The sequence below is a fragment of the Sphingomonas yantingensis genome, assembly GCF_014199325.1.
GTDB classification, from domain to species: Bacteria; Pseudomonadota; Alphaproteobacteria; order Sphingomonadales; family Sphingomonadaceae; genus Sphingomonas; species Sphingomonas yantingensis.
Genome location: NZ_JACIJJ010000001.1, coordinates 237,261 through 250,892, shown reverse-complemented (window position 1 = coordinate 250,892; position 13,632 = coordinate 237,261). Strand labels below are relative to the sequence as shown.

General features: G+C 68.3%; 15 protein-coding genes. 9 read left to right on the top strand and 6 right to left on the bottom strand.

The window, feature by feature from the left end:
- The first annotated feature begins 67 nt into the window (after positions 1-67).
- From FHR19_RS01235 to FHR19_RS01220, 4 genes are all read left to right on the top strand, one after another.
- Positions 68-2,155 carry a RelA/SpoT family protein gene (locus FHR19_RS01235; RefSeq protein WP_184023455.1) on the top strand — a complete coding sequence of 696 codons (2,088 nt, stop codon included), beginning with the start codon at positions 68-70 and terminating at the stop codon, positions 2,153-2,155.
- 59 nt (positions 2,156-2,214) lie between these two features.
- Positions 2,215-2,727: a DUF2306 domain-containing protein gene (locus FHR19_RS01230; RefSeq protein ID WP_184023453.1), complete on the top strand. Its 513-nt coding sequence runs from the start codon at positions 2,215-2,217 to the stop codon at positions 2,725-2,727.
- Positions 2,728-2,768: 41 nt separating this feature from the next.
- Entirely contained in the window at positions 2,769-3,149 is a 381-nt protein-coding gene (locus FHR19_RS01225; protein ID WP_184023451.1) for an acyl-CoA thioesterase, read from the top strand.
- Positions 3,150-3,213: 64 nt separating this feature from the next.
- Positions 3,214-3,528, top strand: coding sequence for a hypothetical protein (locus FHR19_RS01220; RefSeq protein ID WP_184023449.1), 315 nt, complete (start codon positions 3,214-3,216; stop codon positions 3,526-3,528).
- An 11-nt stretch (positions 3,529-3,539) separates the two neighbouring features.
- On the opposite strand, the gene FHR19_RS01215 is transcribed toward FHR19_RS01220, so the two are convergent.
- The 4 genes from FHR19_RS01215 to FHR19_RS01200 all read right to left on the bottom strand — a co-directional run bounded on the left by FHR19_RS01215 (position 3,540) and on the right by FHR19_RS01200 (position 6,319).
- Positions 3,540-4,061, bottom strand: a complete 522-nt coding sequence (locus tag FHR19_RS01215) for a hypothetical protein (protein ID WP_184023447.1) — start codon at positions 4,059-4,061, stop codon at positions 3,540-3,542.
- An 85-nt stretch (positions 4,062-4,146) separates the two neighbouring features.
- Positions 4,147-4,602 carry a GNAT family N-acetyltransferase gene (locus tag FHR19_RS01210; RefSeq protein ID WP_184023445.1) on the bottom strand — a complete coding sequence of 152 codons (456 nt, stop codon included), beginning with the start codon at positions 4,600-4,602 and terminating at the stop codon, positions 4,147-4,149.
- Entirely contained in the window at positions 4,602-5,714 is a 1,113-nt protein-coding gene (locus FHR19_RS01205) for a M14 family metallopeptidase (protein WP_184023443.1), read from the bottom strand. Before FHR19_RS01205 ends, FHR19_RS01210 begins: the two co-directional genes overlap by 1 nt.
- Complete coding sequence (locus tag FHR19_RS01200) at positions 5,711-6,319, bottom strand: DUF4136 domain-containing protein (protein ID WP_184023441.1); 609 nt, start codon at positions 6,317-6,319, stop codon at positions 5,711-5,713. The genes FHR19_RS01205 and FHR19_RS01200 overlap by 4 nt, the downstream gene beginning before the upstream one ends.
- 192 nt (positions 6,320-6,511) lie before the next feature.
- On the opposite strand from FHR19_RS01200, the gene ykgO reads away from it, so the two are divergent.
- The 3 genes from ykgO to FHR19_RS01185 are packed head-to-tail and all read left to right on the top strand — an operon-like array spanning position 6,512 to position 8,946.
- Positions 6,512-6,637 carry a type B 50S ribosomal protein L36 gene (ykgO, locus tag FHR19_RS01195; RefSeq protein WP_066575973.1) on the top strand — a complete coding sequence of 42 codons (126 nt, stop codon included), beginning with the start codon at positions 6,512-6,514 and terminating at the stop codon, positions 6,635-6,637.
- A gap of 41 nt (positions 6,638-6,678) precedes the next feature.
- On the top strand, positions 6,679-7,293 hold the full coding sequence (locus tag FHR19_RS01190) for an HAD family hydrolase (RefSeq protein ID WP_184023439.1): 615 nt from the start codon (positions 6,679-6,681) through the stop codon (positions 7,291-7,293).
- 42 nt (positions 7,294-7,335) lie between these two features.
- A complete protein-coding gene (locus FHR19_RS01185) occupies positions 7,336-8,946 on the top strand; it encodes an alkaline phosphatase family protein (protein WP_184023437.1) in 1,611 nt (536 codons plus the stop codon).
- Positions 8,947-9,002: 56 nt separating this feature from the next.
- On the opposite strand, the gene pyk is transcribed toward FHR19_RS01185, so the two are convergent.
- A complete protein-coding gene (gene pyk / locus FHR19_RS01180) occupies positions 9,003-10,466 on the bottom strand; it encodes a pyruvate kinase (protein WP_184023435.1) in 1,464 nt (487 codons plus the stop codon).
- Positions 10,467-10,547: 81 nt separating this feature from the next.
- On the opposite strand from pyk, the gene FHR19_RS01175 reads away from it, so the two are divergent.
- A complete protein-coding gene (locus FHR19_RS01175) occupies positions 10,548-10,916 on the top strand; it encodes a DUF1244 domain-containing protein (protein ID WP_184023433.1) in 369 nt (122 codons plus the stop codon).
- 7 nt (positions 10,917-10,923) lie between these two features.
- Here FHR19_RS01175 and glmM read toward each other — a convergent pair whose 3' ends face one another.
- Positions 10,924-12,264: a phosphoglucosamine mutase gene (glmM, locus tag FHR19_RS01170; RefSeq protein WP_184023431.1), complete on the bottom strand. Its 1,341-nt coding sequence runs from the start codon at positions 12,262-12,264 to the stop codon at positions 10,924-10,926.
- Positions 12,265-12,348: 84 nt separating this feature from the next.
- On the opposite strand from glmM, the gene FHR19_RS01165 reads away from it, so the two are divergent.
- Positions 12,349-13,602 (top strand): dicarboxylate/amino acid:cation symporter, encoded by a 1,254-nt coding sequence (locus FHR19_RS01165; protein ID WP_343053116.1) that lies wholly within the window; start codon positions 12,349-12,351, stop codon positions 13,600-13,602.
- Positions 13,603-13,632: the final 30 nt, after the last annotated feature.

Below are 13,632 nucleotides of genomic sequence, written 5' to 3'. Positions count from 1 at the left end.
GCTGCAGTGCGGCGGGAAGCGGTCAAATGCGTTGCAATTGCGCACGCTCTGACCCCACATTAGGGCTGTGCTGAGGCAATATGAACTGGTCGACCGGGTCCTGAGCTACGACCCCGACGCGGACGAGGCGCTGCTCAACCGCGCCTATGTCTTCTCCATGCACGCGCATGGCAGCCAGAAGCGCGCGAACGGCGACCCCTATTTCAGCCACCCGATCGAGGTGGCGGGCATCCTGACCGACCTTCGCCTCGACGACGAGACGATCGCGACCGCCATCCTCCATGACACGATCGAGGATACCGTCGCGACGCCGGAGGAGATCCAGTCGAAGTTCGGCACCTCCGTCGCGCGACTGGTCGATGGCGTGACCAAGCTGTCGAAGATCGAGGCGCAGAGCGAGAGCGAGCGCGCGGCCGAAAACCTGCGCAAGTTCCTGCTCGCCATGTCCGACGACATCCGCGTGCTGCTCGTGAAGCTTGCCGATCGCCTCCACAACATGCGCACGCTCAAGTTCATCCCGAAGCCCGAGAAGCGGCGGCGGATCGCGCGCGAGACGATGGATATCTACGCCCCGCTCGCCGAGCGGATCGGCATGTACGAGTTCATGAAGGAGATGCAGACGCTCGCCTTCCGCGAGCTCGAGCCCGAGGCGTATGAATCGATCACCCGCCGGCTGGAATCGATGCAGGACGGGGACGGTGCCCGCATCGACAAGATCGGCGACAATATCCGCCAGCTGCTGAGCCGCGCGGGAATCGATGCCGAAGTGACGGGTCGCGAGAAGCACCCCTATTCGATCTGGAAGAAGATGTCGGAGCGGCACGTCAGCCTCGAGCAGCTGTCTGACATCATGGCGTTCCGCGCGATCGTGAAGAGCGAGGAGGAGTGTTACCGCGCGCTGGGCGTGATCCACCGCAAGTGGCCGCTCGTCCCCGGCCGGTTCAAGGATTACATCTCGACGCCCAAGCGCAACGGATACCGGTCGCTGCACACCAGCGTCATCCATGCCGGCGACAACCGCATCGAGATTCAGATCCGGACCGAGGGAATGCACGCACAGGCCGAATACGGCCTCGCCGCGCACTGGGCCTACAAGCAGAAGGAAGTGCGCCCGGACACGCAGGTGCGCTGGATCCAGGACCTGGTCGAGATCCTCGACACCGCCGAAAGCCCCGAGGAACTGCTCGAGCATACGCGGATGGCGATGTACCAGGATCGCATCTTCGCCTTCACCCCGCGCGGCGAGCTCGTCCAGCTGCCCAAGGGGGCGACGCCGATCGACTTCGCCTATGACGTGCACACCGACCTCGGCAACCAGGCGGTGGGCGCGAAGATCAACGGCCGTGTCGTGCCGCTTCGCACCGAGATCGAGAATGGCGACCAGGTCCAGATCCTGCGGTCCAAGGCACAGACGCCGCAGCCCAACTGGCTCAACTTCGCGATCACGGGCAAGGCGCGCGCCGCGATCCGCCGCCACCTTCGCCTGAAAGAACGGGACGAGGGGATCGCGCTGGGTCGCAAGCTCTACGACGATATCGTCGCGCGCCTGCCGGTGCCGCTGAGTGCCGAGGCGCTCGGCGATGCGCTCCGCCGCCTGCATCTGGCGGACGAGGCGGCGCTGATGATCGCGATCGCGCACCAGCAGTTGACCGATGCGCAGGTGATGGAAGCGCTGATGCCCGGCTCGACCGAGGGGGCCGACACCGCGATGCCGCCGCAGCGTCAGGCGATCTCGATCCTCGGCCTCACCCCAGGCGTCGCGTTCGACCTTGCCGAATGCTGCCGGCCGATTCCCGGCGACCGTATCGTCGGCGTGCGCCGCCCGGGCCAGCCGATCCAGGTCCACGGCATCGCCTGTCCGATGCTGGCCGAGACCGAGGATGCCGACTGGGTCGACCTCGCTTGGGGCGACAAGGCCGAGGGCGGCACCGCGCGCGTCGCGGTCACGCTCAAGAACGAGCCCGGTGCGCTCGGTGCGATCGCGACGATCATCGGCGCGCACAAGGCAAACATCCTCGGCCTGCGGCTCGACAACCGGGACACCACCTTCCACACCAACACGATCGACTTGGAGGTGCGCGACGCGGCGCACCTGACCAAACTGCTCGCCTCGCTGCGTGCCGCCGATGCGGTGAGCGCGGCAGAGCGCGGCTGACCCCGCTTGGCGGCGGCCCCGCCCCGTGGCAGCATCGCCGCGGGGATCGGGGGATCGACATGGCGACGACGGCAGTTTCGACCGGCAGGCGGACCGACATGCGGCGGGTCGATGCGTTCGAGCGGTTTCTGGCGATCGGCGCGGCGCTGCTGCTCGCGGTCGTTCTCGTCGCGCTGTTTCGCGGGCGCGCGCAGTGGCACCTGATCGGCCCCGGTATCTGGCTGCATCTGGCAACGATCCTGGCGGCGCTGGCGCTGACGCCGGTCATGCTGCTTCGCCCGCGCGGCGACTGGCTGCATCGCCGGCTCGGCTATGTCTGGGTCGCGGCGATGGCGGGGACCGCGCTCATCAGCTTCACGATCCGCAACACCAATCATGGCGGGCTGAGCCTCATCCACATCCTGTCGGCATGGACGCTGATCCAGGTGCCGCTGATCGTCTGGACCGCGCGCAACCACCAGCATGTCCGGCATCGCAGCGCGGTGCGCGGCATGGTGTTCGGCGCGCTTTTGATCGCAGGCTTCTTCACCTTTCCGTTCGGGCGGCTGCTCGGTACGTGGCTGCTCGCCTGAAACCAATTGACATGAGTGTCAGTTAGGCGCAGCCTAATACAATGCACCATCACGAAGTCAGCATCGCCCCGGGCGACATCGATCACATGGGGCATGTGAACAACGCGGTGTACCTGAACTGGGTACAGGACGCGGTTGTCGCCTATTGGGAAAAGGTCGCGCCGGCAGAGGCTGTGGCCGGCCACCTGTGGGTCGCGCTCAAGCACGAGATCACCTATCGCCGCCCCGCCTTCCTCGACGATACGGTCGTCGCGACGGTGATCGCCGAGCAGGTCGAGGGCGCGCGCGCGATGTTCACGACGCTGATCCAGCGCGGCGAGGACGTGCTGGTCGAGGTGAAGTCGAGCTGGTGCGCGCTCGACACCGACACGCGCCGTCCGGTTCGCGTCGCCAAGGACCTAGTGCGCCGCTTCCTCGGCTGAGGCCGCCTTCGTTTCGACACGAACCATCGTCAGCATCGCCGGGTCCGCGTGAGGGAGCCCGTCGATGCTGAGCCTGCTGATCCTCGGCATCCAGACCGCCGGCGGCCCGTCAGCGCGTCAGGACGTTCTGCGCGTCCCGATCCAGAAGGGTTGCACGCCCGGCGGGACGGGTGACGATATCGTCGTGTGCGGCCGGACCGACCCCGCCCAGTACCGGCTCAAGCCGCTGCCCGACCGCTACGAACGGCCGAACAGCCCGCCGCGCGCGAAGCTCAAGCTGTCCGAGCGCGAGAAGCTGGGCGTCGAGGTCGAACAGGGTAGCGATGCGCAGGGCGGCGCGATCAACCGGGCGATGGTGCGCTACAAGCTCAAATTCTGACCCCTGCGGTGTCAGCGTCGCTTCAACCGGATTTCGAAGCCCGCATCGCCGCGCAGCACCGCATCGCCGCCCCGCGGAATCGCCAAGCGGTCGGAGACGCTGACCGACCGCTGCGCATAGCCGCCGTCGCAACTGCCGTCGCCCGGCCGCTCCCATACCGCGCGGACCATGAAGACCGTCGTGTCGGCGGGCCCACGCATCGCGTTGATATTGAGCGAGATCGACTTGGTCTCGCCGCGCTCTGCCCAAGCGATTTCGCAATCCTGGCCGGGCGCGTTTCGCTCTCGATGTTCGAACGATGCGGAAGCGACATCCGACACGCGCAGCGCCCCGCGCCACAGGCGCTGGCCGGCACCCGAGATTTCGACGTCGAAAACGGCGACGTCCGTGGGTCGCCGGGCCGGCCGAGGGAAAGGATAGCCGTTCGCCACCGCTCCCCTGACAATCGGCGGTGGCGAAGAAGGCGGCGCGGGCGGCGCCGAAATCGGCACGGGCACGGTCGATTGTGCGACGACGAACAGGAATGGTGTCATTCGGCAACTCCCCAGCAGGTTGCGGCGTAACGCGCCTGCGCGAAGCGAGGATGAAAGAGCGTGGTTAGACCGGCCCTAACCGGAATCAGATCGCGCAAGCCATGTAGCGGTTGAAATCGGTCGCCTCGTAATCGCCGAACGGCTCGCACGGCTTGAACCCGTGGCGCAGATAGAGCGCTGCCGCCGCGTCGAAAGCGGGGCCGGTGCCGGTCTCGAGATGGACGCGCGTCATCCCCGCCGCCCGCGCATGCTCGATCAGGTGCGTCAGGATCGTCGAGGCGACCCCGCGGCGCAGCGCCGATGCCGCGGTCCGCATCGATTTCAGTTCGCCCTCGCCGCCGCCCAGCGCCTTGAGCGCGCCGCAGCCGAGCAGCGTGTCGCCCTCCCACGCGGTCACGAACGTCACTTCCGGCGCCGCGAGCGCCGACAGGTCGAGGAAATGCGTCATGTCCTTGGGTGAGGCGGCGAGCATCCCCGCGAAATGTTCGTGGAGCAGCGCGACGACCGCCGGATGCTCCAGCCGGCCGTCGCGAAGCTCCATCAGATGACGTCCGCCAGCACCTTGAGGCAGGCGCGCGCCAGCGCCTTCGACCGGTCGGGCGACCAGCCCTCGACCGGATCGGGCGAGGGATCGTGATCCTTGAACGGCATTTCCAGCGTCATCGAGACCGCGCCGAACCGCTCGGCAAGCTGGTTGGTCGACATGGCCAGGTTGGCGCGGCCCGCCGGTGCCTTGTCGTACCCCTGCTCGGTCTGGAACAGCGGCGTCGCCTCGGCCAGACGGCGCTGATAGTCGTAGAAGCGCTCGCCGTGCGCGTCGGTCCAGGACGGGATGCCCTCGTATCCAGCAAGGAAATTGGCCGGGATCGCCTCGTCCCCATGCACGTCGATCGCCCAGTCGACGCCGGTCGCGTCCATCGCATCGCGGACGCACAGCACCTCGGGCGAACGCTCGGCGCTCGGCGAATGCCATTCGCGATTGAGGTTCACGCCCGCGGCATTGGTGCGCAGGTGCCCGCGCCGCGACCCGTCGGGGTTCATGTTGGGGACGAGGTGGATCGTCGCCTTTTCGCGCAACGTGACCGCGACCGGATCGTCGGCATCGGTCAGCGCCTCCAGCGCGCCTTCCATGAACCACTCGGCCATCGATTCGCCCGGATGCTGGCGGGCATAGATCCACACCTGCTTGGTCCCGGTGCCGAGGTCGAAGCAGTCGATCGCCTGCCCGTCGAGCGAATGGCCAAGCGTGCGGTGCGACACCCCCTCCGCCCCGGCGATCCGCGCGATCAGGTCCTGATGCCGCTCCATCGAATAGGGCGCGAAATAGGCGAACCAGACCACGTCCTGCTCGATCGCGTGGCTGAAGGTCAGCACGCCGTCGTTATAGGTCGAGGCGCCCACCATTGCCCAGTGCGCGCGGTCGCCCGACACGCGCGGGCGATAACCCGGCCAGCCGAACGCGTACGCCGCCCCGCCGGCATTCAGCAGCCGAAAGGTCAGCGTTCGCCCCTTCGCACCCGAGACGCGAAAGTGGAACCACTGGTAGAAGTCCGACCCCGCATCGCGGCGGATGTTGAGGTCGACACGGTCGCCGTCGATGGCGACCAGCTCGATATTGCCGCTGTCGAAGGCGGCGTTCACGTCGATGGTCATGGGACGGTCGTAGTGAAACCCGACTGGCCGGGAAAGTCCCGGAACAGCGCATTGGCGATCCGGCCGGCCTCGAACGCGGCATCGTCGGCATTGGCGGGCGCCATGCCGCTGGTGCGCGCGGTGCCTTCCCAGACGACGGTCTGGTCGGTGCGGCGACGAATCTTCACCGTCAGCGCGTTGCCGATGACCGGGCGGGTCGATCCGCCGAACTCGGTGGAGACTCCGCCGCCGACACCGCCGCCGCGGAACCCGCCGGTACCGCCGCCCAGGCCGATTCCGAATCGCGGGCCGACCCGCCGTTCGCCCACCTGCGCGCGATCGACGCTCACCTCGACCAGATAGATCGACGGCGCGCCGTCGGCCACGCGCGTGAAGCCGAGCCGGGTCAGTTCGTCGCCGACCGCGCCGACGACCGTCTCATAGTCGCTCGACAGGCCGGTCGCGCCGCGCGCGGCGTCGCGGTCGACCGCGAAGCTGCCGACCGCGATCGGCGTGCCCAGATTGTAGCGAATCACCTCGACCGGCCCGCGCCGCGCACCGCCCGTCGTACAGGCACTGGCGAAAAGCGCCGGAAGCATCAAAAGGGCAAGCGAACGACGACGCATGACGGACTTCCTTCCTTCGCACCGGGGCGAACGAAGCCCGGCAGCGGGATCGTAACGCGCCTGTATCGCTTTGGCTTCCGCCAAAAGCGTATCGGGCGCATTCGGGCGTTACGCCTTGACGCGGGCACCCCCCACCGCTAGGCGGCGCCTTCGCTTTTTTCCGCGCAAATCTGGATACGAATCGAGCCGGTCATGAAGATCGTCAACAGCCTCAAGTCGCTTAAGGGTCGTCATCGCGACAATCGCGTGATCCGCCGCCGTGGCCGCGTCTACGTCATCAACAAGACGCAGCGCCGTTTCAAGGCACGCCAGGGCTGATTGCCCCAGGATCGAAGCAGATCGTCGGGGATCGCCGCACCATGCGTCCGCATGCGGTCATCTTCGACATCGGCAACGTCCTGTTCCACTGGGACCCCCGGTTCCTGTACGAGCGCCTGATCGACGACGATCGGGCGCTCGACGCGTTCGTGCGCGACGTGGTTACGCACGACTGGCATTTCCAGCATGACGCTGGCCGCGACTTCGCCGATACGTCGGCGGAGCTTGCCGCGCTGCACCCGGAGCAGGCCGAGTTGATCGCCGCCTGGGGCCCGCGCTTCAACGAAAGCATCGGCGGGCCGGTGGCGGGGATGCACGAGATCGTCGAACAGCTCGACGACGTCGGCGTGCCGTTGTTCGCGATCACCAATTTCAGCCACGAGTTCTGGCCGCCGTTCCGCAGCGAATGGCCGGACCTGTTCGACCGCTTCCGCGACGTGGTCGTGTCGGGCGAGGAACGGCTGGTGAAGCCCGATCCCGCCATCTACCGCCTCGCGCTCGCCCGCTTCGGGCTGGCGCCCGGTGAGGCGGTGTTCGTCGACGACAATCCCGCCAATGTCGATGCCGCCAATGCGCTCGGCATCCATGCGCATCTGTTCCGCGATGCGCCGACGTTCCGCGCCTTCCTAGCCGAAGACGCGCTGATCGCGGCCTGATCGCCGCGAAAGCGTCATGATTCGGCGCAATGGGACCGAACCATGATCCGTACGCTCCTGACCGCCGCCGCCGCACTCGCCCTCGCCGCCCCCGCCCTTGCGCAAGAAGCGCCGCGGCCGGTACCCAAGCTCGTCGTCATGATCTCCGCCGATCAGTTCTCGACCGACCTGTTCGAGCAGTACCGCCCCTATTACCGCGCGGGGCTGAAGCGGCTGTCGGACGGCGTCGTCTTCCCCAACGGCTATCAGAGCCATGCCGCGACCGAGACGTGTCCCGGCCACTCGACGCTGATGACCGGCGACCGGCCCGCGCGCACCGGCATCATCGCCAATAGCTGGACGACGTTCAAAGGCCCGCGGCCGGGCGAGATCTACTGCGCCGAGGACGAGTCGAAGGGCACGTACAAGGATTACGTCCCCAGCGACCTGCACCTGCGCGTGCCGACGCTGGGCGAGCGGATGAAGGCGCGCGATCCGAACACGCGCACCGTCTCGATCGCGGGCAAGGATCGCGCGGCGATCATGATGGGCGGCCACCGGATGGACGCGATCTGGTTCTGGCGCGACGGCAAGGGCTATGTCTCGACGCTGAAGGTCGCCCCGCCTCCTGCGGTCGTCGCCGCGAACGAGGCTGCGCGCGCCGCGATCGCCGCCCCCGCCGCCCCCAAGCCGCTCCCCGATTTCTGCGCCGGCTTCGCGAACGCGGTAAAGGTCGGCGACAAGTCGATGGGCGACGGCCGGTTCGAACGGCCCGCAGGGCAGGAGGCGCTGTGGAAGGCGTCGCCCGACTTCGACGCCTCGATCGCCGCACTCGCCGCGCGGATGGTCGCGGACATGAAGCTCGGCCGCGGGCGCGGCACCGACGTGCTGACCGTGGGGCTGTCGGCGAACGACTATGTCGGCCATCGCTATGGCACCGAGGGGTCGGAGATGTGCATACAGGTCGCCGCGCTCGACCAGACCGTGGGCACGCTGCTCGACGCGCTCGATGCGACCGGCGTCGATTATGTCGTCGGCTTCTCGGCCGATCATGGCGGCAACGACCTGCCCGAGCGCGAGCGTGAACGCGGCGTGCCTTCGGCCGCGCGTGTCGATCCGGCGCTGGCGCCCGAGGCGCTGGGCAAGCGGATCGCGGGCGAGCTTGGCTGGACCGGCGGGCAGCTGCTCTACGGCTCGCTCAACGGCGATGTGTGGCTGGTGCCCGAGCTGACCGGCGAATGGCGCACCCGCGTCCGCGATGCAGCGATCGCCGCGTGGCACGCCTCGCCGCAGGTGGCCGAGGTGCTGACCGCGGACGAGGTGCGCGCGCTACCCTCGCCTACCGGCTCGCCCGATACCTGGACCGTCGCGCAGCGCCAGCGCGCGGCGTACGATGCCGAGCGGTCGGGCGACCTGTTCGTGTTCCTGAAGCACGGCATCACGCCGATCCAGGCCGGCGCGACGCATGGCAGCCCGTGGGATTACGACCGCCGCGTGCCGATCCTGTTCTGGCGAAAGGGCCTCGCCCATTTCGAGCAGCCGCTGGCGGTCGAAACGGTGGACATCATGCCGAGCTTCGCCGCGCTGGTCGGCCTGCCGCTCAAGCCCGGCGATGTGGACGGTCGCTGCCTCGATCTCGACGCCGGCGCGGGGGATAGCTGCGCGCCGCGCTGAAACGAAAACGGGCGCGACCACCGGCCGCGCCCGCTTCGTCATGACTGGGCGTGAACTCACCCCTCGTGGCTGTAGTTCTTCAGTTCGTCGCCGATGATCTGTGTGACGTGCAGCACGTTGGTCGACCCCGGCACACCGAACGGCACGCCCGCGCAAACGACGACACGCTCGCCGCCCTTGGCAAGACCGTGGCGCAGCGCCATGCGCTTGGCCTTGGCCACCATCTCCTCGAACGAGGCGACGTCGCGCGTCTGGACCGCGTGGACGCCCCAGAGGAGGCCCAGCCGCCGCGCGGTCTGCGCGCGCGGGGTGAGGACGAGGATCGGCACCGACGGCCGCTCGCGCGCGATGCGGCGTGCGGTCGAGCCCGACATGGTGAAGCAGATGATCGCGCTGGCGCTCGCGGTATTGGCGATCGTCTTGGCCGCGGCGGCGAGCGCGTCGGCGGTCGTCGGGTCGGGCGTCGTCACGGTGAAGTGGACGCGGTCGCCATGCGCCGGGTCCCGCTCGACCGCATTGGCGATGGCGTCCATCATCCCGACCGATTCGGCGGGCCAGGCACCCGCCGCGCTTTCGGCCGACAGCATGATCGCGTCGGCACCGTCATAGACCGCGGTGGCGACGTCGGACACCTCGGCGCGGGTCGGCGTCGGCGCGGTAATCATTGATTCGAGCATCTGCGTCGCGACGATGACGGGGCGACCGAGCCGGCGCGCGGTCTCGACGATCCGCTTCTGGAGCGGCGGCACCGACTGCGGCGGCAGTTCGACGCCCAGATCGCCGCGCGCGACCATCACGCCGTCGCACTGCTCGACGATCTCGTCGAGACGCGCGACCGCGCTCGGCTTCTCGATCTTGGCGAGGAGCGCGGCCTTGCCCTGGATGAGCTTGCGCGCGTCGGCCAGATCCTCGGGCCGCTGGACGAACGACAGCGCGATCCAGTCGCACCCCTGCTCGACCGCAAAGGCGAGGTCGCTGATATCCTTTTCGGTGAGTGCCGCCATCGGCAGCACGACGTCGGGGACGTTCAGCCCTTTCGAGTTGGACAGTGCGCCGCCCACCTCGACCACCGTCTCGATCCGGTCGTCGCCGTGATCGGTGACGCGCAGCACGAGCTTGCCGTCGTCGAGGAGCAGGCGCGCATCGCGGGCGATCGCGGCGAAGATCTCGCGGTGCGGGAGTTCGACGCGGGTCGAATCGCCGGGCTCGGGCGAGCGGTCGAGGACGAAGGTCTGGCCGGGTTCGAGGATCACGCGCCCGTCGGCGAACTTGCCGACGCGCAGCTTCGGCCCCTGAAGATCGGCGAGGATCGTCGTCGGGCGGCGATATTCCGCCTCCATCGCGCGGATCGCCTCGATCACCGGGATCTTCGATGCCTGATCGCCGTGGCTCATGTTGATGCGGAACGCATCGGCGCCGCGCTCGAACAGCGTCGCGATCATCTCGGGCGTGCTGCTCGCCGGGCCCAGCGTCGCAAGGACGCGTACCTTGCGCGAACGGGGCGGCATGGCCTTGGTCATAATGAAATCGGCTCCTCGGCTTGTCCGGCGCGGTTCGTAGCCGATATTGGCCCCCGATCAACCATGCATAGGATTGCGTAAATGGCCGCCATTGACGAACTCGACGATCAGGTCGCCGCCGCGGCGTTCCGCCGGCTCGTCCGCCTCCTCCAGCACCGCACCGACGCGCAGAATGTCGACCTGATGGGGCTGGCCGGTTTCTGCCGCAACTGCCTGGGCGACTGGGTGGCCGAGGCGGGGGGCATGACCAAGGATGCGGGCCGCGAGATCGTCTACGGCGCGCCCTATGCCGAGTGGAAGGCGAAGCACCAGGCCGCCGCCAGCCCGGCGCAGATCGCTCGCATGAACGAAAGCGTCGCGAAGAACCCCCGCGAGGACGACGCGCTCGACGAGGCGCTGGAGGACACCTTCCCCGCCAGCGACCCGCCGGCGATGACCGAGCCGAAATAAGCCGCGGTCAGGCGGCCGCGCGGACCGCGTCGCAAATGCGGTCGACGGTCGCCTCGACCTGCTTCGCGTCGTCGCCCTCCGCCATCACGCGGATCACCGGCTCGGTACCCGAGGGGCGGATGAGCAGGCGGCCCTTGCCGGCCAGTTCGGACTCGGCCGCGGCGATCACCTCGATCACGCTCGATCCCTCCAGCGGCTTGGCGCCGCGGTCGTAACGCACGTTCTTGAGCACCTGCGGTACGCGGTCGAAATGGTGGAGCACTTCGCTCGCCGGGGCGCCCGCACGCACCACCTCGGCCAGGATCTGGAGCGAGGCGACCAGGCCGTCGCCCGTCGTGCCATAGTCGGCAAGGATGATGTGCCCCGACTGCTCGCCGCCGACATTGTAGCCGCGCGAGCGCATCGTCTCGAGCACGTAGCGGTCGCCGACCTTGGTGCGGATGAGCTCCAGCCCCTCCTTCGCCAACCGCCGCTCGAGGCCCAGGTTCGACATCACCGTCGCGACGAGCCCGCCGCCATTGAGCCGCCCGCGCCGCGCCCAACCGAGTGCGATCGTCGCCATCAACTGGTCGCCATCGACGATCGCACCATTCTGATCGACGACGATCAGCCGGTCGGCATCGCCGTCCAACGCAATGCCGATATCGGCGCCCGAGGCGACGACGGTTTCCTGAAGCACTCCAGGTGCGGTCGATCCGACGCCGGCGTTGATGTTCCGGCCGTCCGGCCCGACCCCGATCGCCACGACTTCCGCACCCAGCTCCCACAGGGCCGATGGCGCGACCTGATAGGCAGCGCCATTGGCGCAATCGACGACGATCTTGAGGCCGTCCAGCCGCAGATCCTCGGGGAAGGTCGACTTGGCGAAATGAATGTAGCGGCCTTGCGCGTCCTCGATCCGCTTGGCGCGCCCGATCTCGGCCGAGGGGACGAGGGGGACGGTCCCGTCGATCAGCGCCTCAATCGCTTCCTCGTCCGCGTCGGACAGCTTGTAGCCGTCGGGGCCGAACAGCTTGATGCCATTGTCGGCATAAGGGTTATGGCTAGCGGAGATCATGACGCCCAGGTCCGCGCGCATAGACCGCGTCAGCATGGCGACCGCCGGCGTCGGCATCGGCCCCACCAGCACCACGTCCATCCCCACCGCGGTGAAGCCCGCGACCAGCGCGTTCTCGAGCATATAACCCGACAGGCGCGTGTCCTTGCCGATGACGACGCGATGCTTGTGATCGCCGCGCAGGAAATGCGCGCCCGCCGCCATGCCGACGCGCATCGCCATTTCGGCGGTCATCGGCGACAGGTTGGTCGCGCCGCGAATGCCGTCGGTGCCGAAATATTTTCTTGCCATCACGCGTTCCCGCTACACCTTGCACCAGATTTGTCGGTCGCCTGATAGCGCGGCCTTTTGGGAAGGGCGAGTATGTCGCAGCCGATGCGGATTCTGTTGGCGCTGGTCGCGGGCATCGCCGCGGGCGTGGCGCTGGCGGCATGGCGCCCCGACGCGGCGATCGCCGGCACCTCGGTCGCGCAGCCGATCGGGACGATGTGGCTGAATGCGCTGCGCATGACCATCGTGCCGCTGGTGGTGGCGCTGCTCGTCACCGGCGTCGCCGCCACCGCGCGCGCAGCGCGGGCGAGCAAGCTTGCCGGCCGGGCGATCGCGGTGTTCCTCATCTGCCTGTGGAGTTCGTCGGCGCTCGGCGCGCTGTTCACGCTCACGCTGCTCGACTTCTTTCCGCTGGGGGCGGAGGCGGGCAATGCGCTGAAGGCGAGCTTCGCCGGCGCCGCGCCGGTGGGGCCGGTGCCGCCCTTTTCCGACTTCTTGATCGCGATGGTGCCGACCAACCCGGTCGCGGCGGCGGCGGAGGATGCGTTCCTGCCGCTCATCGTCTTCACCGTCACCTTCGCCTTCGCGCTCACCCGCCTGCCACAGGAGCCGCGCGAACTCCTCAGCCGCTTCTTTCAGGCGATCGCCGACGCGATGCTGGTGATGATTACCTGGGTGCTGTGGCTGGCGCCGATCGGCGTCTTCGCGCTCGCCTATGTCGTCGGGGCCAAGGCGGGGACTGCGGCGTTCGGTGCGCTCGTCCATTACGTCGCGATCGTTGCGGGGACGGGCATCCTCGTCTGGCTGCTCGCCTATCCCACCGCGATGATCGCGGGCCGGGTGCCGCTGCGCCAGTTCCTGCGCGCGATCGGGCCGAGCCAGGCAGTGGCCATCAGCACGCAGTCGAGCCTCGCCTCGCTCCCCGCGATGTTGCGGGGGGCGGAGGCGCTGAACCTGCCCGTCGCCGCGTCGGGCGTCGTGCTGCCGCTGGCGGTTGCGATCTTTCGCTTCACCGGGCCCGCCATGAACATCTCGGTCGCACTCTATGTGGCGCACGTGTTCGGCATCCGGCTGGGGCCGGAGCAGATCGCGATCGGCATCGCCGCCGCCGCGATCACGACGCTGGGCGCGGTCAGCCTGCCCGGCACGATCAGCTTCGTCTCCTCGATCGCGCCGATCGCGCTCGCCATGGGCGTGCCGATTGAGCCCCTGGCGCTCTTGGTCGCGGTCGAGACGCTGCCCGACATTATCCGCACGCTAGGCAACGTGACGATGGACGTGGCGGTGACGAGCGTGGTGACGCGTGGCCAGGCCGAAGGGCTGGGCCGGACCGAGGCGGACGCGATTCTGGAGGGGTGAAGTTCAAGCCCCTCCCTGGGAGGGAGGGGA

Excerpts from the sequence above, each read along its gene's own strand:
- FHR19_RS01230 (WP_184023453.1), top strand. The coding sequence starts at position 2,215 with ATGGCGACGACGGCAGTTTCGACCGGCAGGCGGACCGACATGCGGCGG.
- FHR19_RS01225 (WP_184023451.1), top strand. The coding sequence starts at position 2,769 with ATGCACCATCACGAAGTCAGCATCGCCCCGGGCGACATCGATCACATG.
- FHR19_RS01220 (WP_184023449.1), top strand. The coding sequence starts at position 3,214 with ATGCTGAGCCTGCTGATCCTCGGCATCCAGACCGCCGGCGGCCCGTCA.
- FHR19_RS01215 (WP_184023447.1), bottom strand. The coding sequence starts at position 4,061 with ATGACACCATTCCTGTTCGTCGTCGCACAATCGACCGTGCCCGTGCCG.
- FHR19_RS01210 (WP_184023445.1), bottom strand. The coding sequence starts at position 4,602 with ATGGAGCTTCGCGACGGCCGGCTGGAGCATCCGGCGGTCGTCGCGCTG.
- FHR19_RS01205 (WP_184023443.1), bottom strand. The coding sequence starts at position 5,714 with ATGACCATCGACGTGAACGCCGCCTTCGACAGCGGCAATATCGAGCTG.
- FHR19_RS01200 (WP_184023441.1), bottom strand. The coding sequence starts at position 6,319 with ATGCGTCGTCGTTCGCTTGCCCTTTTGATGCTTCCGGCGCTTTTCGCC.
- ykgO (WP_066575973.1), top strand. The coding sequence starts at position 6,512 with ATGAAGATCGTCAACAGCCTCAAGTCGCTTAAGGGTCGTCATCGCGAC.
- FHR19_RS01190 (WP_184023439.1), top strand. The coding sequence starts at position 6,679 with ATGCGTCCGCATGCGGTCATCTTCGACATCGGCAACGTCCTGTTCCAC.
- FHR19_RS01185 (WP_184023437.1), top strand. The coding sequence starts at position 7,336 with ATGATCCGTACGCTCCTGACCGCCGCCGCCGCACTCGCCCTCGCCGCC.
- pyk (WP_184023435.1), bottom strand. The coding sequence starts at position 10,466 with ATGACCAAGGCCATGCCGCCCCGTTCGCGCAAGGTACGCGTCCTTGCG.
- FHR19_RS01175 (WP_184023433.1), top strand. The coding sequence starts at position 10,548 with ATGGCCGCCATTGACGAACTCGACGATCAGGTCGCCGCCGCGGCGTTC.
- glmM (WP_184023431.1), bottom strand. The coding sequence starts at position 12,264 with ATGGCAAGAAAATATTTCGGCACCGACGGCATTCGCGGCGCGACCAAC.
- FHR19_RS01165 (WP_343053116.1), top strand. The coding sequence starts at position 12,349 with ATGCGGATTCTGTTGGCGCTGGTCGCGGGCATCGCCGCGGGCGTGGCG.